Genomic DNA, 26,196 nt, shown 5'->3' on the forward strand with positions numbered 1-26,196 from the left:
TATAATGTAGAGACGCATATTTGCGTCTCGTTGTAAGCGCCGTAGAGGGTGCGTTTCCCTATTCAAGAAGGCGCCAGACGTTCAACGACGAGACGCAAATATGCGTCTCTATACAACCTCGCGCTACAGCTTTTCTTCCAGCCAAAGGTACCCGGCTGCCAGCAGAAACAGGGCGAAAAACCACCCCGCCGGCCAGGGCTGAGCCACAGTTTCACTTGCCACGGCCGCGCCGGGCGCCGCCATGGCTTGCTGAACCACTGCCAGTTGGCGTTCCTCTCGTTCCGGCCCAGCCCAGGCGCCGGCTGGGTACACGTAGAACGAATGCGTGACGCGCCCCGGACCAGTGAGCTTGTGCCAGCCCGGTGCCTGCGGCCAGAACTGGGCCGTGCTCCATTCGGGAAGGCGGGTGTCCTGGCGCAGCGCCAATCGGACAGTAGGCCCTGCTGAAAGAGCCCGAACGGTGGGCTGGCTTTTGGGAAAAGCAGCGGTGAGGTGCAGCAGCAGCGGCTGCTGCGGGCGCGGCCAGCGCGTGCCTACCTGCCAGGCGGCTTCGGTAGGAGCGGGGGGCCGGGCGGCCGTCAGCAGGCGGTTCCAATAGGAGCGGTAGAGGTCCGGGCGGCCTTGCAGCCCCCACGGGAAGGTTTCGGGCACCAGCGATACCGCCACAAATCCCAGCCCCACCCGCCGGTTGGCGGCGGCCACGGCCTGGCCCGGGCCGCTGGCCAACGGCTGCAGGCCGGCCGCGGGCCGCAGTTGGGCGGGCAGCGCCGCCCGGGCCCCGGCCGGCGCATCGGGCCAGGTGAGGGGCTGGGCCGAAGCCTGTGCGGCCGCCCGGGGCAACACCGCAAAATCAGTCCGCCCCGGCACGCTGCGCGGGAGCGGCCCCGCTTCGGCCACCACCAGCAGGCCGAGGCGCCCGGCCGTGATGGCGCCTTGCAGCGCGCCGGTTTCGGCGGGCGTCAGGGCTGCCAGGGTAGCGGCATCGGCCACCACGATGGCGTAGCGGGCCAGCAGGGCCGGCGTGAGACGGGCCAGGTCGGTGGCCGGCTGGTTCACGAAATCGGTTTGCACCAAGCCCCGGCTTACGGTGGTGCGCAAGGCCACGGGGTAATGCGTTTCGGCGAGGTAGTTTTTCAGGTACTTGAACTCAAACGACGGCGTGGCGGTGAGCAGCAGCACCGCGGGCAGCGGCGGCGTGGTCACTTCCAGGGGCACGGGCTCAGCCGCGAGCTGACGGCCGCCGCGGCGCAACTGTAGCTCGTACAAACTCAGCCCCCCTGTTTTGGGCTGGTAGCGCAGCCGGAAAGGCCCGCCGCCCGCCGGCACCCGCACCGAGTCGCGCACGGTGCCAGCCGCCAGCAGGCAGGCCCAGGCCGGGGCATCAGCCTTGGGCAACAAGGCCGTGCCTTCCACCCGCAGCACGTCGCCCAAGGGCAGCTTGCTTTCCCATAACGCGGTGCTGAACCCCGCCGCGGCCGCCTCCGGGTGCAGCCTGATGGGCATATTGCCCAGCATCGGCAGCTCGGCCGCCGCCAAGCCCCGCCCGATGACGTGCAAACCCTGCAGCTTGGGCTGCTGCTCGGCCAGGGTTAGCAAGGAGTTGAGTGGTCGGGTTTTGTTGGGAGCAGTCAAGTCGCCGTAGCGCCACACCGGCGTGCCAGCACCCAGCCGCCGGAGCAATTGCCGCAGCGTATCGGGCGAGTAGTTGGCCGTGAGCAGAATGGCCTGGCCGCGCGCCGCCGGCACCTGCCGCGTGGGCGGAAAGGCCGTGAGCCACAGCGCCTCGGCCGCTACCAGCCCCGCCAGCGCCCGCAGCATGCGCCGCCGATGCCCGCGCCAGGCTTGCGCCAGCAGCCCCAGGCCCAGCAGCACGCAAAACCCCAGCAAAACGTAATAGGCAGTAGATTGGGCCATGATAAATGGGGGCATGCTAGCGGCTTAACTCCTGGAAATAACGCCGGCCCAGCCGGTCGGGGGCAGCCGGCGGCACGGGCACGGGGCTGGGCGCGGCCAGCAGGTCGGTGAGGGCGCGCTCCACGGGCAGGCGGCAGTCGGGGCAGGTGGGGCGGCCGGCGCGCACGTCGGCCACCAGCTGGCGCAAGGCTTTGAGGGCCGGCAGATACAGCCCCGGCCGCTCCAGCGCCGCCCCGGCCAGCACCGAGCCAGCTTGCTCCAGCACCGGCGCCTCGGCCGGCCGGGCCTTGGTGCCGGGCGCGTGCGCCGCGAGCCAGCGCAGGGCGGCCCGCACCGCCGGCTGCGACACCGCGGCCGCTACCTGCTGCTGGCGGCGCGGGGCGGCCGCGCCCTTCAGCTCGCCGGTGAGGCGCAGGGTGGCTTCGGGCATGGGCGGCGGCGTGAAGCCGGCTTTCTTGACGAAGGCGCGGGTTTGCTGCTGCACCTGCTTCAGCAGGCGCAGGGCGCGGTATTCGTAGGGGCGGGCCGCCGCCAGCTGGCCGGTGCGCAGGCGCAGTTCGGCCGCCCACATCTCGTCGAGCACGGCGCGCAGCTTGGCTTTCACGGCGGGCTCCAGGAAGTCGGCGGTTTCGGCGTCGTCGTGCTTGTGCATGTAGGGGTCCATCAGCTCATCGGTTTCGGCCGTGGGCGAGGCTTTGGCCGAAGACGCCGCCAGGGGCGCGGCGTGGTCCTCGTGCGGGTGCTCGTCGGGGGCTTCGGCGGTGGGTGGGCCGGGGGCCTCTTCCTCTTCGGCAATGGGCGAGTGCGGCGCCGACCCCATGGCCTGCTCCGATTCTTCGCCCATAAACTTGCCGTAGCGCAGACGCAGCGTCTGCTGGTCGAAGCCCAGGGCGTTGGCGCGGCTGGCCACGGTGGCCGCGTCCAGCTTCGGCTTTTCGGCAATCAGCTTTTCGGTGTCGATGATGATTTGGCGCTGGCTGCGGAAGTAGGCGGGGGCCACCTTCACGCCCATGCCCACGTCGGCGGGGCTGTCGGCTACGGCGGTGTCCTGCCACTGCACCAGGTAGGCGTCGGTGCGGGAGGTGTGGCCGGCATTGTCGCGCGCCGTGAGGTAGAAGTACAGCTCATCGCCATAGGTGAGGCCCAGCCTGGGCAAGTTGAGTGCGCCGGTGAGGCTGGCCTGGGCCGCGCCGCCGCGCAGGGCCGCCGTCAGGTCGCGCCGCACCTCCCGAAACTTCACCGCCTCGCCCTGGCCCTGGGCCACGGTGATGACCATTTCGGCCCGGCTCAGGCCGTAGTCGTCGCGTGCGGTGGCGCGCACCGCTACTTCGGGCCGCTGGCCGTAGGCCTCCACCAGCGTGTAGGGCTTGGGGGTTTGAATGCGCAGCACCGGGGCCTGGTCGGCCCGCACGTCAATGGCGTAATCGTCGGACACGGTGCCGCCCAGCCGCAGCCGGTAGAGGGTGGAGGCGGTAAGCGTCAGCTCCGTGTAATACCGTCCCGGCTGCCCCGCTACCGGTTGCATCGGCTGCCGGAGCCGGCCAATTTCCAGCGTCGGTGCCAGCCGGCCCGCGCGGCTCACTCGCACCTGCCAGCGCACCCGCGACCCTTCCGGGCACTGAAAAGATGCCTGCGCCGGCCCGAACGCCGCCTGGCGGGTGTAGGCCGGCGGCGTCACCAGCAGTTGGGTTTCGGCGATGCGGGCGGGCGCTTGGCCCGCCACGGTGGCCTGCTTTTCGGAGAAATGTACCGCCACGGCACGGGGCGCGCGGCCCGCTTGCTTGGCGGGCCACCACCACGCTACAGCCGCAGCCAGTAGCAGCAGCCCGGTAGCCCAAACCGAGCGCCGGAACGAAACCGGAATGGTCAGCCGCCTTTCCTCCTGCAATACGTGCAGCCGCTGGCCCACCCGGCGCTGCTGAAACCGCTCCAGCAGGTTAAGCTCATCGGCCCCGCGCAGCAGCAGGCCGACGCTATCCTCCAGCTCCGGAAATTGGCGGTCGAGCCGGGCCGTTATCACGGCTGGGCGTAGGCGTCGCAACGGCCACAAGAGCCAGACCCCTATGCCCAAGCCGACGACGGCCGCTGCTGCCAGCATCCCGCGGCTGGCCGGCCAGCGTTGCGCCAGCAGCCCCAGCAGCAGGGCAGCCGCCACCGCTGGCAGCAGCACGGTCGCCGCCCGCCGCCACGCATAGCTATGCCGCACCGCGGCCAGCCGCTGGCGGGCTTGGGCACCAGTCATGCTGGCGGAAGCTGATTCTAAGGCCTGGCTCATAGCGGCGTGATAATGGCCCGTTTTTCCCGGCGGAAAGCCAGCAGGCGTTCGAGAGCGAATAAAAGTCCCGCGGCCAGCACCAGCCAGGGGCGCAAATCGGCCGCTTGGAAAGCAGTAGGCACTGAAGTCGTGGCCAAAGCCGCTCGCGGGCCGGCTTCGCTTCCGCGGGCAGCCGGCAGCTGCGCAGGGTCCAGCGCCCGCTGGTCGAGCGCCGCCAAGGCCTGGTCGGTTGCCGAGGTGGCCGCCACCTGAACATCGACCGGCGCCGGGCGCAAAAGCGCCAGCAGGCGGGCCGGCAAAGCTGGGTTGTCGGCCAGGTCGCTCCAGCCAGGGTTTAGACGGGTGTGCAGCCGGTACAGCGCCCCCTGGCCCAACGGCCGGACCGAAAGAACTGCCCGGCCCCGGCCATCGCGCCAGAGCGGCTGGTCGGCCGGCGCCGCGCCCTCGCCGTCGCGCCGGAGAATATGAACCGGCGCTTCGGTGGCCAGCTCCGGCACCAGCCGGGCGTCGTCGGCCACTCCCGGCGCGGCAGCTTCCTGCCAGACTTGCGCGCCGTTTTGCGCGGCCACGCGCCATTCCTCGGGCAGCGGCTCATCGGTCAGCCAAAACAGCCAGTCAGCGCCCGGGCGAGGTGGCACCGCGCTCAGCCGAATGGTTGGCGCCACCGCAAACCCCACCGCGGCGGCCCGCAGCGCTGCCTTCAGGTAGCGGGCCTCGGCTGCGTAGCCCGGCGCGGCATATAGCTCAATAACCAGCGGGGCCGCAGCAATGGTAGTCGCTGGGCCAACTCGCTCACCGTCAGCCGGCCGGGCCGGCACCAAGGCCGCCGGCTTGCCAGCGGTAGCTTGGTAGCGTAGCGGCGCCAGGCCCGGCACCCGAATTTTCTCACCGCTGCTCCGGGGCACACCTGCAGCGGCTCTCCGGAAAGTCGTCTGCAATTCCGTGCTGCGGCCAATGGTCAGGTACAGGCTGTCGCCGCGCTGAGTAGCGTCCTGCAGCCAGGCGGCGCTGGATAGGCTGGGCAGCGTCTGCCAGGTGATGCCGGAACGCAAGGCAGGGTGGGGGCCCTGCACGCTGCGTAGCGCCGCCGGCGTCAGCACGTACAAAGGCTGGCCGGCAAAGGCGTCGGCCGCCTGTTGCACGCGGGCCCAGCCGAAGCTGCCGGCCCGCGGCCCGGCGCTCAGCAAACGGGCGCTGTCGCGGGGCCCGGCCGCCTGGGCCCGCCACGCCGCCTCCGACATTTTGGGAAAGCCCGTCGTCAGCCAGCGCAGCCCGTAGCCCCGCCGCCGCAGCGAGTCCACCGTAGGCCGCAGGGTGGCCAGAGCGGGGTTGCCCAGCACCTCGGGGCTCAGCAGCACCTGGCCCCGGCCGCGCGGCCGCGCGCTTTGCCACACCGGGCCGGCCAGCGCCAGTGCCAGCACCGCCAGCAGCGCGGCCCGCAGCAGCAGCAGCCCAAGCTGCTCCAGCCTCAGGTTGCGCAGGCGGCGGTTGGCGCCCGCGGCCAGCCAGCGCAGGCTGCCCACCGGCACCTCGCGGCCCGGCCGGCGGTTCCACAAGTGGATGGCCACCGGCACCAGCAAGCCCAGCAAAGCCAGCAACGCAGAAGGGGTGAGCAGGGTGAGCAAGGCGAAAAGGGAAGGTGTAGAAGGTAGGAAAGTAGCGCTTGGCCAAACGGATTTCGGCCGAATCGGGGCCCATCGCTACGTGGCATTGCGGCGGCGCAGAAACTCGCGCATGGCGCCGTCCAGCGGTTGGGACGTATTGAGTAAGTGGTAATCGAATCCCTGACGGCGGGCGGTTTGGGCGGTTTCGCGCAGCCAGTGCTGCAGCTGTTGCAGGTAGGCCGCGCGCTGCTGGTCGGCATCAAGCTGAATGGTTTGGTTACTTTCTAAATCTCTGAAAGTAATCGGGCCTTTGTAGCTGAATGAAAGCTCGTTATGAGCTGCTGCATGCAGCAGCAAGACGTCGCCGCTCACGGCCCGCAGGCGGGTGAGCAGGGCTTGGATTTCGCCGGTTTCCTCGTACAGGTCGCTCACGCACACTGTGAGGGCCCGCTGCCGCCGGGCCGTGAGCGGGGCCAGGGTAGCCGCGTCGGGGAAGTGGCCGGCGGCCGTGGCCGTTTCGAGGGCGTGGTAGAGGCGCGGGAGCTGGCGGGCGTCGGCGCGGGGCGGCAAGTGGCGCAGGCCGGCAGGGCTTAGCACGGTCAGCCCCACGGCGTCGCCCTGCTGGGTGGCCAGGTAGGCCAGCGCGGCCAGCAGCAGCCGGGCATAGTCGAGCTTGGTGAGGCCGTTGTCGTCGCGGTGGTTCATGCTGGCGCTGGCGTCCAGCAGCAGGTGCACCGTCAGGCTGGTGTCGACCTCCGACTCGCGCAGGTAGTACCGGTCCGAGCGCGCCGCCAGGCGCCAGTCGAGGCGGCGCAGGTCGTCGCCGGGCTGGTAGGGGCGGTACTGGCTGAACTCCATGCCCGCGCCGTGGCGGCGACTGGCGTGCGCGCCGTTGAGGAAGCCCTCGGCCGCTTGCCGGGCGGCCAGGGACAAGTTGCGCAAGCCGTGCAGGAGTTCGGGAGACAGCATGAGGTAGCGCAAACTTTTAGTCCGCGAATCAGGGATTGAATGCAAAGACGCTTACTTGGGCCTGAAAGTCCGCGCTACACCTTCACTGCTTTCAGCAGCTCCGCCACAGCGTCGTCGGCCGTCAGGTTCTCCGCTTCGGCGTTGAAGTTGAGCAGCACCCGGTGGCGCAGCACGGGCGGCGCCAGCGTCCGGATGTCCTCCAGCGTGGCGGCAAAGCGGCCGTGCAACAGGGCCCGCGCCTTGGCGCAGAGGATGAGCGCCTGCCCGGCCCGCGGCCCCGCGCCCCAGCGTCCATACGCCTTAATAAAGGCCACTTCCGACGTGGCCGGCCGCGTGGCCCGCACCAGCCGGTTCACGAAGTCCATGAGCTCGGGGCTGAGGCTGACCTGCCGCACCAGCGCCTGCAGCGCCCGAATGTCGGCCCCGCCCAGCACTGGCGAAACCGGCTGCCCCGCCGCGCCCGTGGTGCCGCGCAGCACCGCCAGCTCCTCGTCGGCCGTGGGGTAGCCAATGCGCACATAGAGCAGAAACCGGTCAAGCTGGGCTTCGGGCAGCGGGTAAGTGCCGCTTTGCTCGATGGGGTTTTGGGTGGCCAGCAGGAAGAAGGGCTTGGGCAGCGCGTGCTCGGTACCGGCGTAGGTCACGTGGCCTTCCTGCATGGCTTCGAGCAAGGCGGCCTGCGTCTTGGGCGGCGTGCGGTTAATTTCATCGGCCAGCACCAGGCTGGCAAAAATGGGCCCGGGGTTGAACTTGAAGGAGCGGCGGCCCGTGCCGTGGTCTTCCTCCAGCACCTCGGTGCCCAGGATGTCGGTCGGCATCAGGTCGGGCGTGAACTGGATGCGGCGGAAGGGCAGGTCGGTGGCCGCCGCCAGGGTGCGCACCAGCAGCGTTTTGGCCAGGCCGGGCACGCCTTCGAGCAGGGCATGGCCGCCGGCCAGCAGGGCCACCAGCACTTCGTCGAGCACGGTTTCCTGGCCCACGATGACCTTGGCAATCTCGGCCTTAAGGACGGGCAGCTTGGCCAGGAGGGCGTTTACTTCTTGTTCGGTCATTCGGTTATCGGGAGAGGAAAAGGCACGTCATGCTGAGCGTAGCCGAAGCATCTTGCGTGTGGTAGTAATTCAATTTTCACAACATCTGTGATTTAGTGATGGCACGCGAGATGCTTCGGCTACGCTCAGCATGACGTTTGCCCGTCATTCACGTCAAGGCATACAGCAGGATGTTCACCCCAAACTTGGTGTTGTCTTCGGCCAGAAAGCGCTTGTTGCGAAAGTCGTAGTCCCACTCGCAGCCGTAGTCTTTGTTGGAATACAGCACGCCGATTCGGCCCTTGATTTCGATGGCTTTGAGGTAGTCGTGCACCAGGTCGTCGCCCCAGCCGTTCAGCTCAAAGCCGGTATTGGGCGGGCCGTCTTTGAAGGTGAAAAACTGCGAGTAAATCGGGTGGGTTTTGGGGATTTTCTTGAGGGCGCCGGCGCCGAAACACTGCCGCATCTGCTCCTCAAAGGAGCGGGCAAACAGGCCGTCGATGTCGTGGTTGCAGTCGTCCACAAACACGAAGCCACCGTTGCGCACGTACTGGGTAAAGTTCTGTTTTTCAGCGCTTGAAAACTGCACCAGCCGGTGGCCGCTCAGGTAGCAGAAAGGGTAGTTGAACAGCTCGGGGCTGTCAAGCGCCACCACTTTTTCCTTGGGGTCGACGGGCACGGTGGTGTACTGCACCAGCGAGTGCAGCAGGTTGGCGGGCATGCGCTCGTCCACCGCGTCCCAGTCGCCGGAGTGGTACTTCAGGCGCACAAAAGTGAAAGGGGCAGCGGGCACAGAATGCAGTAGCTGAAAAAGGGTGTAATGGACTGGCACTGAAGCCGGAGCGGAAAGGCCGCGCGCCAACAAGGAATAATTCCCACTCGTACTACGTTGGAAACAACCGCTGGTGGAATTCCATCGGCCCGTATTCTACGCTCTCGTTATGCATTTTGCTATGAAAAAGCTCCTCGTTATTGGTCTGTTAACCTTATTCATCACGCCCTTCGCGCACGCCCAGTTTGGGGTGAAGGGCGGCCTGAACGTGGCCGAGCTCACGGGTCGCGACGGCGAAAGCGCTTCGTACAAAGCCTTTTACCACGTTGGTGTCTTCTACCAAGCCCACTTGCTGGGGCCACTTTCCATTCAGCCCGAAGTGCAGTACTCGCTGCAGGGCGGCAATCTGAAATCGGCTTTCACCAACTACGACAGCCAGCTGCACTACCTCACGGTGCCCATCTTGGCCAAGCTCACCGTGGGGCCGGTCTTCGTAGAAGGCGGGCCGCAGTTTGGCGTGCTGCTCAATGCCGACCAGTCGGGCAACATGCAGGTGGGCCTGGCCGAAGACGGCACGCCCGCCTACGGCAACGTGTCGCGTCCGGCCACGGGCAGCTTCAAGCGCGGCGACTTCAGCCTGGTGGGCGGCGCCGGCCTCAAACTGGCTTCCAACTTCTCGCTGGGCGCCCGGCTGGTGGCCGGCCTCAACGACATCAACGACGTGCAGAACCTGTCCGGCATCAACGACCCGCGCCTGCAAAACCGCGTGTACCAGGTATACGCGGCCTTCCAGTTCGGCGGCGGGAAATAAGCAGCGTGGACTCGGTCCAGTCCACGCTGCGTTCTTATACCGCGTCGGAGAGGCTGGTGAAGGTGAAGTCCCGGATTTTGAGCGGCGGAATCAGATTGCCGCCCAGGCGCACCGGCTTGCCGATGGCTTCCAGGTTGTTGAGCATGATGACCGGGCTCTCGTTGAAGCGGAAGTTCTTGATGGGGAACTTGATTTGGCCGTTCTCGATGTAGAACGTGCCGTCGCGGGTCAGGCCGGTATACAGCAGCGTCTGCGGGTCGACGGGGCGGATGTACCACAGGCGAGTCACCAAGATGCCTTTGGCCGTGCCCTTGATGAGGTCGGCCGTGCTTTGGGTGCCGCCTTCCATTATCCAGCCGCCGGGCGGGGGCAGGTCCGGAATGCCGGCCTTCTGGGCCCAGTAGCGCGAGGAGTAGAGGTTCTTCACCACGCCCTTTTCAATCCAGGTCACGCGTTTTTGCGGGCGGCCGTCGCCGGCAAAGGTGATGTCCGGAATCTCGGCGTTCATCGGGTCCGAGTAAATCGTCACCCGCTCGTCGAACAGCTTTTCACCCTTCTTGTTGCCGCCGCCCTTCTTGCTCAGGAAGCTGCGGCCTTCGTCGGCTGAGCGCGCGTCGAGGCTGCCCATGAGCACGGCCATCAGCGAGGTGTCGACGTTGGAGAGCAGTGCGTTGGGCTCGAGAATGACGGTGTACTTGCCGGGCTCCAGCGCCTTGGCGTTGACCGACGACGACGCCTTTTCGGCCGCGATGCGGGTCAGCCGGGCCGCGTCGAACTTGCTGGCGTCGGTGTAGTCGGCGGCGGCGTAGCCCGAGCCTTTGCCGTCGGGCGTGCGCACCGTCACGCTAAACTCCACGTTGGTGTACTGCTGGTAGGCTTCGAGGCCCTTGCTGTTGCGCTTGGCCACGAAGCCCGCCATGTCTTCCAGAAAGCCGGCCGACGTCACCTTGCGCTGGTCGCAGAGCGCCGTGCTGGCGCCCACCTGCCGGGCCCGGTAGTCGGGGTCGATGGCGGCGGTGCTGGCCGCAAACGCCTTGGTGCTTTCGGTGTATTGCTGCGGGCCCAGCAGGGGCATGTACTCGGGGCTTTCGGGCGCGAGCTTGGCAATTTCTTCGGCCCGCTGCACGCAGCGGCGCAGGGTGGCGTCGTCGAACTCGTTGCAGGTGGCGGTGCCGCTTTTTTTGCCGAAGTAGCTCGTCACCACCAGCGACACGTTGTCGAGGGCGCCGGCCGTGCTGATGGTGTTGCGGGCCGAGCGCACGTTGCCGCCGGTTCGGCCGTTGAGGGTGGCGTCGCACTCGTCGGCCGTGCTAAAGCTCAACACCTTTTTGAGGATGGTCTGGGCTTCGTCTTTAGAAAGAATGGGCATGAGTTGATGTGCTGATTTGTTGATGAGGTTCAGGCCGTCATACTGAGCTTGTCGAAGCATCTCTCCCGCGCAAGTATTCAGTTACTTACCACAGGCGAGATGCTTCGCTGCGCTGTGCATGACGTTGAGGAGTTAGCCGAGTTTGCGGGCGGTGTTGATGACGTTGACGCCGTTGAAGCGCGTGGTGGCCGAGCCGTGGCTCACGGCCGAGCTTTGGGAGGGCTGGCCCTTGCCGTCGTTGAAGGCGCCGAACAAGCGGTAGTCGGACTCGTCGCAGATGGCGGCGCAGGAATTCCAGAACTCCTGCGTGTTGGCCTGGTAGGCCACGTCCTCGAGCATGCCCGTAATCTGGCCCTTCTCAATGGCGTAGAACACCTGCCCGCCGAACTGGAAGTTGTAGCGCTGCTGGTCGATGGAGAAGGAACCGTTGCCGGCGATGTAGATGCCCTTATCAACGCCTTTAATAAGCTCGTCGACGCTGAGCTTGGCCTTGCCGGGCTGCAGGCTCACGTTGGGCATGCGCTGGAACTGCACGTCCTGCCACGACTGCGAGTAGCAGCAGCCGTCCGATTCCTTCTGGCCCACGATGTGGGCCTGGTCGCGAATCTTTTCGTAGTCGACGAGTTTGCCGTCCTTGATGAGGTCCCAACGTTTGGTTTTGACGCCTTCGTCGTCGTAGCCCACGGCCCCGAGCGAGCCGGGCTGCAGCTTGTCGGCCACGATGTTGACCAGCTTCGAGCCGTAGGGGATGCCCTTGGCCTTCCACTCCAAGGTAGCAAAGCTGGTGCCGGCGTAGTTGGCCTCGTAGCCCAGCACGCGGTCGAGCTCCAGCGGGTGGCCCACCGATTCGTGGATGGTCAAGCCCAGGTGGTGGGGGTCCAGCACGAGGTCATATTTGCCCGGCGTCACGGACTTCGCCGTCAGCTTTTCCTTCACCTGTTTGGCCGCGGCGGCCACGTCTTCCAGCATGTCGTAGCTGTTCTTGTAGCCCACCACGTTCGAGCCCGCGGGGCCGGCTACCTTGTCGGCTGCCTTGGCCGAGAGGTATTCGTAGCCCAGGCCCATGGGCGAGCTCAGCGACTGCCGGGAGCGGAACTTGCCGCTGGCCCGGTCGATGGCCGTGACGCTGAACGTGGGGTAAATCCGGTGAATGTCCTGGTCGATGTAGGAACCGTCGGTGCTGGCAAAGTACTTCTGCTCGTTCACCTGGAACAGGGCCGAGTTAATGAAATTCACGCCCAGGTCCAGGGCTTTGGCGTTGACGCCCAGCAGCAAATCTACTTTGTCCTTAATCGGGACTTCAAACGCGTTTTGCTGGATGGGGGCTTTCCAGGCCACTTCGCCGTGGCCTTTTTCGGGCGCCAGCTGCACCTTCTCTTTTTGCACTTTCGAGTTGGCCTTGGCAATCTGCACGGCCAGCTGCGCGGCTTTCGCAATGCCGGCTTCGGTCACGGTGTTGGTGGCGGCAAAGCCCCAGGTGCCGTTGGCGATTACGCGCACGCCCACGCCGTAGCTCTCCGTGCTGGCGATGTTCTGCACCTGCTTCTCGCGGGTGAAGATGCCCTGGTTGAGGTAGCGGCCAATGCGCACGTCGGCGTAGGAGGCCCCGGCGGCTTTGGCCGCGTTCAGGCCGGCGTCGGCCAAGCGTTTTTTCTGGGCGGCATCGGCGCCCGGCTCCAGCAGGCGGGCCGGGTCCACAAGGTCGCCGGCGAAACCCGGAAAGCTGGGTAAGAACAGGGCGCCGGCCGCCAGGCCGGAAATTCCCACAAAGTCGCGACGTTTCATTGAAGGGTACTGAAGTGATGAAGGAGTGGCGAGCCGAAGCAGCGCAAGGCCCTGGCTAAAGTAGCGGTGAGAACCGACGGGTTGCTTTACACCGCGTCGGAGAGGCTGGTGAAGGTGAAGTCCCGGATTTTGAGCGGCGGCACCAGGCTGCCGCTCAGGCGCACCGGCTTGCCGAGGGCTTCCAGGTTGTTGAGCATGATGACCGGGCTTTCGTTGAAGCGGAAGTTTTTCACCGGAAACTTAATCTGCCCGTTCTCAATGTAAAACGTGCCGTCGCGGGTCAGGCCGGTGTACAGCAGCGTCTGCGGGTCGACGGCCCGAATGTAGTAGAGGCGCGTCACGAGAATGCCCTTGGCCGTGCCCTTGATGAGGTCGGCCGTGGTTTGGGTGCCGCCTTCCATTATCCAGCCGCCGGGGGGTGGAATGTCGGGGATGCCCGCTTTCTGGGCCCAGTAGCGCGAGGAGTACAGGTTTTTCACCACGCCTTTCTCCACCCAGGTCACTTTCTGTTGCGGCCGGCCATCGCCGGCAAAGGTCAGGTCGGGCACGTCGGGGTGGGTGGGGTCGGAGTAGATGGTCACCCGCTCGTCGAACACCTTGTCGCCCTTCTTGTTGCCGCCGCCTTTCTTGCTCAGAAAGCTGCGGCCCTCGTCGGCGTTGCGGGCATCCATGGCGCCCATCATGTTGTTGAGCAGGTCGATGGCCGCGGCCGGCTCCAGAATGACGGTGTACTTGCCCGGTTCCAGCGCCTTGGCGCCCACCGACGACGCCGCTTTGTCGGCAGCCACGCGGGTGAGGCGGGCGGCGTCGAACCGGGCCAGGTCGGAGTAGTTGGCAATGGCGTAGCCCGAGCCCGTGCCGTCGGGCGTGCGCACGGTGATGGAAAAGTCGACGCTGCTCAGCTTTTGGTACGCCTCCAGGCCCTTGCTGTTGCGCTTGGCCACGAAGCCCGACGAGTCGCTGAAAAACGCGGCCGACGACAGCTTGCGCTGGTCGCACAGCGCCATGCTGGCCCCAATCTGCTGGGCCCGGTAGTCGGGGGTGATGTCGGCGGTGCGCTGCACAAACGAGCCCGGCGAGGCCAGGTATTTCTGCGGACCCAGCAGGGGCACGTACTCCGGGCTTTCGGGCGCCAGCCGGGCAATTTCCTCGGCCCGCTGCACGCAGCGTTTCAGGCTGGCGTCGTCGAATTCGTTGCAGGTGGCCAGGCCGGTGCGCTTGCCGAAGCGCGACTGCACGGCCAGCGACACGTTGTCGGAGGCGCCGGCCGTGCTGATGGAGTTGCGGGCCGAGCGCACGTTGCCGGCGCTGCTGCCGTTGAGCGTCGCCTCGCACTCGTCGGCGGTGCTGAAGCTGAGTACTTTTTTCAGGATGTCCTGAGCCTCGGTTTGCGAGAGAAGGGCCATGTTATTGTAGCGGTTAGCCCAGCTTGCGGGCGGTGTTGATGACGTTGACGCCGTTGAAGCGCGTGGTGGCCGAGCCGTGGCTCACGGCCGATACCTGCGACGGTTGGCCTTTGCCATCGAAGAAAGAGCCGAAGAGTCGGTAGTCGGACTCGTCGCAGATGGCGGCGCAGGAATTCCAGAATTCCTGCGTGTTGGCCTGGTAGGCCACGTCCTCGAGCATGCCCGTAATCTGGCCCTTCTCAATGGCGTAGAACACCTGCCCGCCGAACTGGAAGTTGTAGCGCTGCTGGTCGATGGAGAAGGAACCGTTGCCGGCGATGTAGATGCCCTTATCAACGCCTTTAATAAGCTCGTCGACGCTGAGCTTGGCCTTGCCCGGCTGCAGGCTCACGTTGGGCATGCGCTGGAACTGCACCGAGTCCCAGGAATCGGCGTAGCAGCAGCCGTCGGATTCGGTTTGCCCCACGATGTGGGCCTGGTCGCGAATCTTCTCGTAGTCGACGAGCTTACCGTCCTTGATGAGGTCCCAACGTTTGGTTTTCACGCCCTCGTCGTCGTAGCCCACCGCGCCCAGGGAGCCGGGCTGCAGCTTGTCGGCCACGATGTTGACCAGCGGCGAGCCGTAGGGCAGGCCCTTGGCCTTCCACTCCAGCGTGGCGAAGCTCGTGCCGGCGTAGTTGGCCTCGTAGCCCAGCACGCGGTCCAATTCCAGCGGGTGGCCCACCGATTCGTGGATGGTCAGGCCCAGATGGTTCGGGTCCAGCACGAGGTCGTACTTGCCCGGCGTCACGGACTTCGCCGTCAGCTTCTCCTTCACCTGCTTGGCCGCCAGGGCGGCATCGGCCAGCATGTCGTAGCTGTTGCGGTAGCCCACGAGGCCGGTGCCGGCGGGGCCCGCAATTTTGTCGGCCTCTTTGGGCGTGAGGTACTCGTAGCCCAGGCCCATGGGGGCGCTCAGCGCGTCGCGCGAGCGGAACTTGCCGCTGGCCCGGTCGATGCTCGTGACCGAAAACGTGGGCCAGATGCGGTGCACGTCCTGGTCGATGTAGGAGCCGTCGGTGCTGGCGAAGTACTTCTGCTCATTGATTTGAAAGAGCGAGGAGTTCACGAAGCTGGCGCCGTTGTCGAGGGCCCGGGCGTTGGCGGCAAGCAGCAGCTCCACCTTTTGGGCCACTGGCACCTCAAAGGCATTTTGCTGAATGGGCGTCTTCCAGCTCACGTCGCCGTAGCCTTTTTGCGGAGCCAGCTGCACCTTCTCATTTTGCACCTTGGCGTTGGCTTTGGCAATGGCCACGGCCAGCTGGGCGGCTTTGGCCAAGCCGGCCTCGGTCACGGTATTGGTGGCGGCAAAGCCCCAGGTGCCGTTGGCAATCACCCGCACACCGGCCCCAAAGCTTTCTCCGCTGGCGATGTTCTGCACCTGCTTCTCGCGGGTAAAAATGCTTTGGTTGAGGTAGCGGCCGATGCGCACGTCGGCGTAGGAGGCCCCGGCGGCTTTGGCGGCGTTGAGGCCGGCATCGGCCAAGCGTTTTTTCTGGGCGGGGTCCAGGCCCGGTTCCAGCAGCCGGGCGGGGTCGACGGGCGTGACGCCCCGGCTGGGAAAGGCGGGCAAAAACAGGGCGCCGGCCGCCAGGCCGGTCAGTCCCACAAAGTCGCGTCGTTTCAAAGCAGCGTAATAATTCGGGAATAGCGAAAGGAGATTCGTAAAGATGGGCACAAATCTTAATGGAAAAGACAGCAACCTGCCCATTGCGTTGCGCAGTTGCCAAAAAAATACCAACATGGCCCTGCTTCGAACCCAACAGGCACAAAAAAGCCCTCGAAACGCCCGGCATCGCGGGTGGTTTCGGGGGCTTTTTCGTGCTAAAAATCAGCAGAGGGGAGCAGGAGCTTACTTGGTGGGGCGCCAACTGATGGTCATGCCCGGCGTGCCGTTGCCAAAGTAAGTGGGCGACAGTCCCACGTCGCGCCCGATGGACTTGCGGCCCCAGCGGTTGCGGTGGCTTAGGTAGGCCAAGTGGGCCGACAGGATGCCGAAGCCGGCGCCGGCCACCACGTCGCTCTGCCAGTGCTTGTCATTAATCATGCGCAGGGCGGCCACGCTCGTGGCAATGGTGTAGGCGCCGATGCCGTACCACTGGCTTTTGTCGCGAAACTCGGTGTGCACGATGCTGGCCGCCAGAAAGGCCTGCGCCGTGTGCCCCGACGGAAACGACAGGTTATCGGACCCGTCCGGCCGGGTTTCTTTGGCCAGGTATTTCACGGCAAACGTGGAAGCCAACATGATGGCCTCACCTTTGGCAATGATGAGCAGCGTATTGATGCGGTCGTTACGCGACTCTACGCCGGCCAGCGCCACGGCCGCCAGTTCAAAATAGGGGGCAATAATCAGCGTGTTGTCAAATCCGGTGCTCACGGGCCGGAACTGCTTCTGCACAAACTCCCGGTTTCGTTGGTTGACACCCGCGTCGCCCTGCGCCGTGATGGCGCCGTAGGTGATGAGCACCGCCGGGATGGCCACGGCTTTCACCAGCTTGCTTTTATACCAGGGCGCTTTTACGGCCGAAGAAACGCCGCCGGGGTTAGCGTATTTCTTAGTGGTGTCGGTGGCCGCCGGAGGCGCGGTGGGCACCTGCGCGAAGGCTGGGCCGATGCTGGCCGTCAGCAGAAAAAATGACGTGAGGAAGGAGAACAGTTGCGAGCGCATGAACAGAAGAAAGCGTAATGGAACGGAAGGTGCTACGGGCTTCTACGGAGAACGCAACATTAACGTAACATTGGCGGCATCGAAACCGAGGATTTTTACGCGCTGCTGCCGAAATGCACAAAAAAATGCCCCTGCTCAGCAAGCAGGGACATTGCTGAAGGCGCCGCCTACCTGAGGAGGCTACTCCCAGCCGCCGCCCAGGGCTCGCACCAGTGCTATGCTGGCGCCCAGCAGGTTGCTTTGGGCCTGGGTGAGCAGCGTGGCCGCATCCAGGGTTTGCCGGTCGGCGTCCACCACTTCAAAATAATTGGTGAGGCCGGCGCGGTAGCGCTCCTTGGTGAGGGCGCTGGCCAGGCGGGCGGCGCGCAGGGCCCGGCTGCGAGCCGCTACCTGGGCCTGGTACTGGCGCACGTCGGCCTGGCTGGTTTCCACTTCCTGAAACGCGGCCAGGGCGGCCTGCCGGTAGTCGGCCACCAGCGCGTCGGCTTCGGAGCGGGCCACTTGCTCGTTGGCGCGGTTGCGGCCGCCGTTGAACACGGGGATGCTCACGCCCCCGCCCACGTAGTAGGTGTAGCTGTCGGATATCCGGGCCAGGTCACCCAGCCGGGCGCTTTGCGGGCCCAGAAAGCCGTTCAGGCGCAGGGTGGGCAGGCGGGTGAGCTTGGCCACGTCGACGCGGGCGCTGGCGGCGGCCAGCCGGCGCTCGGCTTGCTGCAAATCGGGGCGGCGGGCCAGCAGCGCGGCGGGCAACGACGCAGGCACCGCCGGGACCGGCAGCGGCCCGGCCTGCGGCGGCAGCGCGTAGCTGCTGGCGGGCACGCCCAGCACCGTGGCCAGCGAGGCCTCCAGCCCCAGGCGCTGCCGCCGGGTTTCGGCCACGCTGGCGTCGATGTTGGCCAGCTCGGTTTCGGCGCGGTGCACGGCAATCTCGTTGTCGACCCCGGCCTGGAAGCGGGCGCGGGTGAGCTCCAGGCTGCGTTGGCGGTCGGCGCGCGCGGTATCGAGCACCTGCAATTGCGCATCAAGCCCGCGAATGCCGAAGTAGTAGGTGGCCGCATCGGCCGTGAGCGACAGCTGCACGGTGCGGCGGGTGGCTTCCTGCACCTGCGCATCGGCTTCGGCGGCCCGCACGCTGCTCCGGATGCGGCCCCACACGTCCACCTCGTAGCTGGCGTTCACGGGAATGTAGTACTGCGTCTGCACCACGCCCAGGTTGCTGGTGCCCAGCGCAAACGGCAGCGGCCGCGTGGCCGACAGCCGCGTGCGGTACACCTGCGGGTCCACCGTCACCAGCGGCGCGCGGTAGGAGTTGGCCACGCGCACGTTGGCGCGGGCGCTTTCTACGCGGGCCACGGCCGCTTGCAGGCTGTAGTTCTGGGCGGTGGCCTGCGCTTCCAGCGCCGTCAGGCCGGGGTCTTTGAACAGCGACCACCACGCACCAGGCGCCGGAGGCTGGTTCACGGTGGGCGGCGTGCTGCTGGCCACGGGCGCGGGTGGCGTGGCGGCCGTGAGGCTGTCGGCGGTGTTCTTCCAGGCCGTAGGCGTGGGCAGGCTGGGCGGTGCGTAGCTGGGCGGCCGCACGCAGCCCGCCAGCAGCAGCAAGGTTAGTAATGGGGAGAGGCGGAATGTCATTGCAAGGCAAGGTCAAAACTGGCGGTTATGCTGAGCTTGTCGAAGCATCTCGCGTGCGGCAACAATCAAGGCCGCATGCAACGAAGCGGTAGAGATGCTTCGACAAGCTCAGCATGACCGCACTTTCATAACTGATTACTAAGCCTATTTCACCGGCGACGACACCCGCGGGGCATCCGGGTCGTTGGGCCGAGGCTTGGGCGGGGGCGGGCCGGCCGGCTTGGCGGGCGGGGTGAAGGCTTTGGTTTGCACGGCCTCGCCTTCGGTCAGGGTTTCGGCGGGGTTGAGCACCAGCTGCTCGCCGCCTTTCAGGCCCTGCGCCACTTCCAGCTGCGAGCCAAAGTCGCGGCCCGTCACAATGGGCTGGTAGTGAATCTTGCCGGCTTGCACCGTGGCCACGCGGGCGTCGGTGCCGCCGGGCACCAGCGCATTGGCCGGGATGATGACGCTGGGGGCCGTGCGGGGCAAATGAAACCGCACCTGGGCGTAGCTGCCCGGCCGCAACTCGCCGCGGGCGTTGGGTACCTGTACTTCGGTGAGCAGCGTGCGGGTGCTGGCGTCGAGGGCGCCGGCGTCGCGCACCACCTTCGCTTTGAAGGCGCGGCCCGGAAACTCCGGCACGAGGTAATCGGCTTCGAGCCCGTTTTTGATGGCCGGCGCAAAGTTCTGCGGCACCTGCACGTAGGCGCGTAGCTTGTCGGTTTGCTCCACCTTATAGAGCTGCGAGCCGGGCGCGTTGCTGCTGCTCACCAGCGTGCCCACTTCCACGTTGCGCTGCGTCACGATGCCGCTAAACGGTGCCGTGATGCGCCGAAACGCCTGCTGCGCCAGCAACTGCTGCACGGCGGCCTGCTGGGCCGCGTACTGCGCCCGGGCCGCGTCGAGCTCCTGCTTGGAGATGGCGCCGGGCAGGGCCACGCCTGCCAGGCGGTTGTAGCTGGTGCGGGCCAGGCCCAGGTTGGCGCGGGCTTCGGCAATTTGCTGGTCGAGCTCGGGCGTGGTCACTTCGGCCAGCACCTGCCCGGCTTGCACGCGCTGGCCGATGTCGGCCGACCATGACTTCACGAACCCATTGGCGCGGGCGAATACGAAGGTTTCGCGGTTCGATTTGGTGTCGGCGGGCAGCGTGAGGGTGGTGGTATCGGGGGCAGCTTTGGCCGGGGCCACGGTCACGGTGGGGGAGGCGTTGGCTACCTGGCTGGCTTCGGCGTCGCGGGCTTTTTCCTGCTTGTGACGCGGCATGTAGCCCAACAGAAACAGCCCGCCGAAGACCACCAGCACGATGAGGATGAGCAGCCAGAACCGGCCGGAGCCGGAAGAGTTGGAATCAGACATTAGGAAGGGTCAAACAAAATTCTGGTCGTCATGCTGAGCGCAGTCGAAGCATGACGTTCGCGTACAAGTTCTTGGTAGCAAATTGTCAAGCCGCGGCATTCTGCACGGGCGCGGGCTTTTTGAGGTACGAAAACATAATGGGCACGAAAAACAGCGTGGTCACGGTGGCCAGCATCAGCCCGCCAATCACGGCGCGGCCCAGCGGGGCGTTTTGCTCGCCGCCCTCGCCCATGCCCAGCGACATGGGCAGCAGGCCGATAATCATGGCCAGGGCCGTCATCAGCACCGGGCGCAGGCGGGTGAAGCCGGCGTCCAGGGCCGCGTCGCGGGGCGAGAGGTCGGGTTCTTCTTCGCGCCGCTCGTTGGCGAAGGTGACCAGCAGAATGGAGTTGGCCGTGGCCACGCCGATGCACATGATGGCGCCCATCAGGGCCGGCACGCTCAGGGTGGTTTGCGTCACAAACAGCATCCACAAAATGCCCGCCAACGCGCCCGGCAGGGCCGTGATGATGATGAGCGGGTCCATCCAGCTCTGGAAGTTCACCACCATCAACAAGTACACCAGCACAATGGCGCCGGCCAGGCCCAGGCCCAGCCCGGCAAACGACGTGCGCATGGAATCGGCCTGCCCGCGCAGGGCCAGCGTGGTGCCTTTGGGCAGGTTCTTCTCGGCCTCGGCCAGGATTTTACGAATGTCCTTGCTTACACCGCCCAGGTCGCGGCCGCTCACGCTGGCGTACAGGTCCACGGTGCGCTGAATGTTGTAGTCCGACGCCACGGCCGTGGTTTGGCTGCGGCGAATGGTGGCAAAGCTGTTCAGCAGCTGGGCCTCCGGCTGGGTGGCGCTCGTCACGCCGATATTGCCGATTTCATCGAGCGTCGACAGCGCCCGCGGCGGCGTTTGCACGGCCACCGTGTAGCTCACGCCGGTGGTCGGGTTCAGCCACTGGTTGGGGTTGGTTTGGGTGCTGGAGGAGAGGCTCACCAGCACGTTGTTGGCGATGTCGCGCTGGGCCAGGCCGGCCTGCTGGGCCCGCACGCGGTCGATGTCGACGCGCAGCTGCGGCTGGTCAAAGGCCTGGTACACAAAAGCATCGACCACGCCCGGTACTTTGTTGATTTTGGCCCGCAGCTCGGCCGCAATTCGTCGGTTGGCCAGCTTGTCGCGGCCGGTCACCTGAATGTCGATGGGGGCGGGGAGGCCGAAGTTCAGCGTCTGGTTCACGATGTCGGCCGGCTGGAAGAAGATGGTCAAATCCGGCTGCTCCTTGCGCAGCCGCCGCCGGATTTCGTTGATGTAGTCGGCCGTGGGGCCGTGCTCTTCCTTCATGCTCACCAGGATTTCGCCGTCGCCGGCCCCGATGGTGGGGTTGTCGCTCAGCAGCAGGTTGATGGGAATCACCGGCAGGCCGATGTTGTCCAGCACCAGGTCCAGCTCCTCAGCTGGAATCACGCGGCGAATCACGCCTTCCACCTGCCGGAACCGCTCTTCCGTTTCTTCTACCCGCGTACCAGTGGGCACCCGCACGTGCAGCCGCAGCTGCCCGGCGTCCACCGTGGGGAAGAAGTTCTGGCCAATCAGCGGAAACAGCCCCAGCGAACCCACGAACAGCACCACAAAGGCCACCACTACCTTGGGCCGGTTGCTCAATGCCCAATCCAGCGCCTTGCCGTAGCCGGCCCGGAACTTCTCAAACCGGTGCTCAAAGGCCACGTGCAACTTCCAGACCCAAGTTTGGGTGATGCCGTCGGCTGATTTTCGCTCCTCGTCGGTGATGGGGTCTTCGGCTTCCTCTTCGGGCGTGCCGCTGGGATGGGCTTTTTCGTATTGCTCCCGCCGGATGCGTTCCAGGTCGCGCTCCACGTCGCTCACCGGCTGGCCGTTGCGCTGGTGCTGGCTGGGTAGGTCGGGCTCCTGCTGAGCGTGGTAAATGGGCAACTCCTTGCGCAGCAGGTACATGACCAGCGTGGGCACCAGCGTCCGGCTCAGAATATAAGAAGCCAGCATGGCGAAAATGACGGCCGTGGCCAGCGGCGCAAAAATGGCCGACGCCACCCCGCCCAGAAAAAACACCGGCACAAACACGATGCAGATGGCCAGCGTGGCCACCAGCGCCGGCGTGGCAATCTGCTGGGCCCCGTCCAGAATGCTGCGCTTGAGCAGCTTCTTCATGCCCATGTTGCGGTGGATGTTCTCTATTTCCACCGTGGCGTCGTCAACCAAGATGCCCACGGCCAAACTCAGGCCCCCCAGGGTCATGATGTTGAGCGTCTGGCCCAGGATATTCATCACAATGATGCTGACCAGAATACTGAGCGGAATGCTCGTGGCAATGATGAGCGTAGACCGCCACGAGCCCAGAAACAGCAGTATCATCAGCGCCGTGAGGGCCGCTGCAATGCAGGCCTCGATGATGACGCCCTTGATGCTGGCCCGCACAAAAAACGACTGGTCGAACAGCAGCTTGATGTTCAGGCCGGGGGGCGCGTTGGCCTGAATGGTGGGCAGCGCCTTTTTGATTTTCGAGATGATGTCGAGCGTGCTGGCCGCGCCGCTTTTCAGAATGGGGATGATGGCCGTGCGCCGCCCGTTCTGCCGCACGATGTTGGTTTGCACGGCCGCGCCCTCGTGCACAAAGGCCACGTCGCGGATGTACACCGGCGTGCCGTCGATGGTCTTCACCGGCAAGTCATTGAGCGTGGCAATGGCCTCGGGGCTGGAGTTCAGCTTCACGTCGTATTCCCGGTCGCCAATCTTGGCCGAGCCGGCCGGAATGATGAGGTTTTGCGCCAGCAAGGCGTTCACCACATCGTTGCCGCTCAGGTTTTTGCCGGCCAGCTTGTCGGGGTCCAGGTCCACCATAATTTGCTTGGGCTTGCCGCCGTTGGGCAGCAGCACCGAGGCGCCCTGCACCACCGCCAGCCCCGGCCGGATGAAGGCGTTGGCCGCGTCGAACAGGTCCGACTCGCCCAGCGTCTCGGAGCTGAGCGACACCTGCGAGATGGGCACGTTCGAGGCCGAGTAGCGAATAATCAGCGGCGGCGTGATGCCCGGCGGCAAGGCCCGCAGCAGCGTCTGGCTGATGGCCGTGACCTGGGCTACGCCCGCGTCGGGGTTGGTGCCGGGCTGGAAAAACACCTTAATCAGGCCCACGCCCTTGAGGCTTTGGCTTTCCTGGTGCTCCACGTTGTTCACGGTGGTGGTGATGGCCCGCTCCACCGGCACGATGATGCGCTGGTTCATTTCCTCGGGCGAAATGCCGGAATAGCCCCACACCACGCCCACCACCGGAATCGGAATGTCGGGAAAAATGTCCACCGCCATGCGCTGAATGGTCAACGCTCCGCCCACCAAAATCAGCAGCGCCATCACCACGAAGGTGTAGGGGCGCGCCAGCGCCAGTCTAACTATCCACATACTGCTACTTCTGCTAATGCTTGCGCGTCGCCATGGCCGCAAGGGTCTTCAACCGGATTTTGAAGAGAAATGTTGGCCTTCGGATGTGAAATTATCCCCCTTGAAACCGTTCAAACGGGTTTTCTCGACCAAAAGGGCCTAATTCATCGACTGAGGCGCTGCATTCCGATACCGACTATTTGCGCCCCCGCGGCCCAACTACTCACCTGGTCATTTCGGTATCGTTTGCAGTCGAAGGGGGCCATAGTAGCCTGAGCATTAGCTTGACGACAGTCGGGTTTGAGCGCAGGCTGATGGCTCGGTGTCGGCCGCTCTGGCCAGTGGCCGCACGGGGCGTGTGCCAACGCAGTGCTGCCAGAAAAGCCATTAAAAGCAGCCTGGCGCCGTATTTGTCGTATACGCGCAACCGGGCCGGCTTATATAGCTGCGCCGCCGGGCTTTTTCGGTTGTTTATCTATGTTGATGCGTACCCTCGGGCTTTGCGGGGCCTTATTGTTGTCGTTGGCCGCGCCGGCTCAGCAAGCAGGAAATAATGACGGCTTCCAGCGCCGCAATGGGCAGATGGTGGTGGTCCGCAACGGGCAGACCCGGCCCATGACGCGCGACGTGCATTTGCCCACCGGCGCTACCGTCACCAAAGACGGCTTCGTGGTGAGCCCCAGCGGCCAGCGAGCCGAGCTGCGCGAAGGCCAGGGCTGCGACCTGCGCGGCCGGCCGGTGGCCGTGCGTCAGTCCCCCAGCGGAAGCCTGACGTTGGGCGCACCCGCCGCCCCGGCCGCCGCGGTGCCCGCCGGGAATGCCCCCCGTAGCGTGCTCGCTGAGTTGTTTGGCGAAGGCAACAACCGCTATTTCAAGCACAAGAAGGCCAAGAAAAAACACGGTAAGGGCAAAGGCCACGGCCGCTGGAAAGGGGAAGACGACTAGCCCGGTTTTGCGGCCCGTTTCCCTTGCTTGCCCTTTTTGTTTCTGCATTTCATGGTTCACCATTTCCTAGCCAGTCCTTTTGCCGATGACGGCCGCGCCACTCAGTTCGCGGCTGTGCTCGCCGCCCTGCAGGCCGACCCCACCGATTCGCTGTTGCTGGGCAACCTGGTGCTGGAAGACGATGCCGCCCCCATCGACGCGCTGGTGGTGCGGCCGCACGGCATCACGGTATTGGTGCTGGTGCCCGCCGGCGGCCGGCTGGGCATGCCGGCCCTGGGCTACGGCCACTGGCAGCTGGGAGGCGCCCCCCTGGCCGGGGCTGAGGGTTTCGACAACCCGTTTGAGCAGTTTGTAGCCCAAAAAGCAGCCGTGGCGACTTGGCTGCGCGCCCGGTTTGGCGACGACCAGGTGAACCTTCATTTTATCAGCGGCGTGGTGCTGTTTGGCGCGCCGGTTGCGTATGCGCCCGACGTCGAGCCGGCCCTCAACGAGGCGCCGGCCTTGTTTCAGTTGCTGGGCGAGCCCGCCGACCTGCCACGCCGCCTGCGCCAGCTGTCCACGCCCGAAATCGACCTGAGCACCGCCGACCTGGCCGAGTGGGCCGCCGAGTGGGCCAGGTTTGCTGCCCTGGCGCCGTCGGAGCCGGCGCCAGGGGCCGCGCCGCCACGCCCGGCAGGTGCCGCTTCCCAGGTCGGTGAAGCCGGGCCTGTCGGCGGGTTCCTGAGCCAGAAAGCCCGGGCCTTGTGGAACTGGCTGGGGGCGGCCGACGTGCCCGACGAGGACCCGGCCTACGGCGCCTACGATGCCGCCACCGCTCGCCGCGAGGAAAAGCAGCGCCTTGAGGAGCTGCGCCGGCAAATGCAGGCCGACCTCAGCGGCCAGCTGCAGGCCCTGGAGGCCCGCGAAGCAGAGCGCGAGCGCAGCATTGCCCAGCTCCGAGCTCAGTTGGCCCAGGCCCCGACCGTGGCCGCCGACGCCACGGCGCTGGTGTCGCGGCTCAATGCCGAGACCCGCGAAAAGGCGGCCCTCGAAGCGGCCATGCAAGCCTCCCGGGCCGAATCGGCGGCGCGCAACCGCGAGCTGGACGCCAAGATTCAGCAGCTGAGCCAACTGCTGGAGCGGCTGAATACTCCCGCCACCACGCCGGCTGCGGCGCCCCAACCCGTAGGCGCCGCAGCACCCACGGGCCCGGCAACGCAGCCTTCGCAGCCAGCAGGGAAACAAACGGAAAGCTATTCTTTCCACAAGTGGCAAAAGCTGGCCAAAGGCTACTGGCTGCAGCTGTCGCGCGTGGTTCGCCAACGGCCCCGGGTTGCGGCTGTAGTTCTTTTATTGGGCGGAGTGGGGGCCTGGACATTAAGCCACCTCGGTGGTACTCCCCCCGTGCCCTTTCAGGAGAACGGGCGGTGGGGGTATGCCGATGCCCAGGGTAAGGCGGTTATCCCGGCCCGTTTCGCATCGGCCGGTCCTTTTCAGGCCGGGCGGGCTGTGGTGACTCGGGACGGGGCCTATGGCTTTCTCGACGAAGACGGCAAGGAAGTGGTGCCACCCGCTTACGATGCGCTGAACCCCTACGCCGGCGGCTACGCGCGCGCACGGGTTGGCGATGCCTATACGTATATCGATGAGGCCGGCGAGGAGTTCGACCACTACTACTTCAACGGGCTGGATTTCGCCGAAGGCCACGCCGCCGTGCTCGACCACCGCGGCTGGTACTACATCACCGGCCCCAAGGCGCCCGACAAGCCTGTGCTCTTCAAAGAAGCCTATTCCTTCGCCGACGGACTGGCCCGGGTGAAACTAGCCGACGGCTACACCTTCATCACTCCCGACTACCTCGACGACCCGCAGGAAGGCACCGCGCCTTTTGGTCGCTACGAGCTGGCTTCCGATTTTGCCGACGGAAAGGCCCGCGTCACGCAGCACGGCCGCAGCTTTCTGATTGATAAGCGCGGCGAAGAAATCGACGAATAAAATTATGGGGTGCCCAATGAGGCTCACCGAAAGAGTTCGTCGTGCCATGCTCACTGTTTGAAATTGCTGGAAACCAATGGCCAAGCCTCTCGTCTGGAATTGTCGCACACCTTGATTAACTTAACAGGCAGCTGGCCCGGTAAAGGCTTCTGGTAGGGGAGGAACAAAAATATTCTTCCGGAAACGATTGCGTCGTTGTTCCATCTCCTGCAAAACCCTTAGCTTGCGCCCCGCTTAACAATAAGGTAATATGGAAGTCCAGACTTTGAA

The 26,196-nt window shown here is 65.5% G+C and carries 17 protein-coding genes; 3 read left to right on the top strand and 14 right to left on the bottom strand.

What is annotated here, in order from left to right:
* Positions 1 to 123 precede the first annotated feature (123 nt).
* From IC234_RS00895 to IC234_RS00920, 6 genes are all read right to left on the bottom strand, one after another.
* Positions 124 to 1,914: a hypothetical protein gene (locus IC234_RS00895; protein ID WP_190921949.1), complete on the bottom strand. Its 1,791-nt coding sequence runs from the start codon at positions 1,912 to 1,914 to the stop codon at positions 124 to 126.
* A 16-nt stretch (positions 1,915 to 1,930) separates the two neighbouring features.
* Positions 1,931 to 4,156 carry a hypothetical protein gene (locus tag IC234_RS00900; RefSeq protein ID WP_190921950.1) on the bottom strand — a complete coding sequence of 742 codons (2,226 nt, stop codon included), beginning with the start codon at positions 4,154 to 4,156 and terminating at the stop codon, positions 1,931 to 1,933.
* Between the two features lie 29 nt (positions 4,157 to 4,185).
* Positions 4,186 to 5,814, bottom strand: coding sequence for a BatA domain-containing protein (locus IC234_RS00905; RefSeq protein WP_190921951.1), 1,629 nt, complete (start codon positions 5,812 to 5,814; stop codon positions 4,186 to 4,188).
* A 75-nt stretch (positions 5,815 to 5,889) separates the two neighbouring features.
* On the bottom strand, positions 5,890 to 6,762 hold the full coding sequence (locus tag IC234_RS00910; protein WP_190921952.1) for a DUF58 domain-containing protein: 873 nt from the start codon (positions 6,760 to 6,762) through the stop codon (positions 5,890 to 5,892).
* 74 nt (positions 6,763 to 6,836) lie between these two features.
* On the bottom strand, positions 6,837 to 7,814 hold the full coding sequence (locus IC234_RS00915; RefSeq protein WP_190921953.1) for an AAA family ATPase: 978 nt from the start codon (positions 7,812 to 7,814) through the stop codon (positions 6,837 to 6,839).
* Positions 7,815 to 7,962: 148 nt separating this feature from the next.
* Complete coding sequence (locus IC234_RS00920) at positions 7,963 to 8,586, bottom strand: DUF4159 domain-containing protein (RefSeq protein ID WP_190921954.1); 624 nt, start codon at positions 8,584 to 8,586, stop codon at positions 7,963 to 7,965.
* Between the two features lie 160 nt (positions 8,587 to 8,746).
* On the opposite strand from IC234_RS00920, the gene IC234_RS00925 reads away from it, so the two are divergent.
* Positions 8,747 to 9,376, top strand: a complete 630-nt coding sequence (locus tag IC234_RS00925) for a porin family protein (protein ID WP_190921955.1) — start codon at positions 8,747 to 8,749, stop codon at positions 9,374 to 9,376.
* Positions 9,377 to 9,410: 34 nt separating this feature from the next.
* Here the strand turns inward: IC234_RS00925 and IC234_RS00930 are convergent, their stop codons facing one another.
* The 8 genes from IC234_RS00930 to IC234_RS00965 all read right to left on the bottom strand — a co-directional run bounded on the left by IC234_RS00930 (position 9,411) and on the right by IC234_RS00965 (position 23,028).
* Entirely contained in the window at positions 9,411 to 10,745 is a 1,335-nt protein-coding gene (locus IC234_RS00930) for a TldD/PmbA family protein (protein WP_190921956.1), read from the bottom strand.
* Between the two features lie 132 nt (positions 10,746 to 10,877).
* Positions 10,878 to 12,530: a TldD/PmbA family protein gene (locus IC234_RS00935; RefSeq protein WP_190921957.1), complete on the bottom strand. Its 1,653-nt coding sequence runs from the start codon at positions 12,528 to 12,530 to the stop codon at positions 10,878 to 10,880.
* Between the two features lie 86 nt (positions 12,531 to 12,616).
* Positions 12,617 to 13,936, bottom strand: a complete 1,320-nt coding sequence (locus IC234_RS00940; RefSeq protein WP_190921958.1) for a TldD/PmbA family protein — start codon at positions 13,934 to 13,936, stop codon at positions 12,617 to 12,619.
* A 13-nt stretch (positions 13,937 to 13,949) separates the two neighbouring features.
* A complete protein-coding gene (locus IC234_RS00945; RefSeq protein ID WP_190921959.1) occupies positions 13,950 to 15,602 on the bottom strand; it encodes a TldD/PmbA family protein in 1,653 nt (550 codons plus the stop codon).
* A 225-nt stretch (positions 15,603 to 15,827) separates the two neighbouring features.
* Positions 15,828 to 16,643: a phosphatase PAP2 family protein gene (locus IC234_RS00950; RefSeq protein WP_190921960.1), complete on the bottom strand. Its 816-nt coding sequence runs from the start codon at positions 16,641 to 16,643 to the stop codon at positions 15,828 to 15,830.
* 180 nt (positions 16,644 to 16,823) lie between these two features.
* Entirely contained in the window at positions 16,824 to 18,275 is a 1,452-nt protein-coding gene (locus tag IC234_RS00955; RefSeq protein ID WP_190921961.1) for an efflux transporter outer membrane subunit, read from the bottom strand.
* Positions 18,276 to 18,419: 144 nt separating this feature from the next.
* Positions 18,420 to 19,610 (bottom strand): efflux RND transporter periplasmic adaptor subunit, encoded by a 1,191-nt coding sequence (locus IC234_RS00960; RefSeq protein WP_190921962.1) that lies wholly within the window; start codon positions 19,608 to 19,610, stop codon positions 18,420 to 18,422.
* A gap of 85 nt (positions 19,611 to 19,695) precedes the next feature.
* Positions 19,696 to 23,028 carry an efflux RND transporter permease subunit gene (locus IC234_RS00965; protein WP_190921963.1) on the bottom strand — a complete coding sequence of 1,111 codons (3,333 nt, stop codon included), beginning with the start codon at positions 23,026 to 23,028 and terminating at the stop codon, positions 19,696 to 19,698.
* A gap of 456 nt (positions 23,029 to 23,484) precedes the next feature.
* On the opposite strand from IC234_RS00965, the gene IC234_RS00970 reads away from it, so the two are divergent.
* Positions 23,485 to 23,952, top strand: coding sequence for a DUF6799 domain-containing protein (locus IC234_RS00970; protein WP_190921964.1), 468 nt, complete (start codon positions 23,485 to 23,487; stop codon positions 23,950 to 23,952).
* Positions 23,953 to 24,003: 51 nt separating this feature from the next.
* Positions 24,004 to 25,926, top strand: coding sequence for a WG repeat-containing protein (locus IC234_RS00975; protein ID WP_190921965.1), 1,923 nt, complete (start codon positions 24,004 to 24,006; stop codon positions 25,924 to 25,926).
* Positions 25,927 to 26,196: the final 270 nt, after the last annotated feature.

Origin of the sequence: Hymenobacter armeniacus (assembly GCF_014699055.1) — a bacterium.
Classification (GTDB): domain Bacteria; phylum Bacteroidota; class Bacteroidia; order Cytophagales; family Hymenobacteraceae; genus Hymenobacter; species Hymenobacter armeniacus.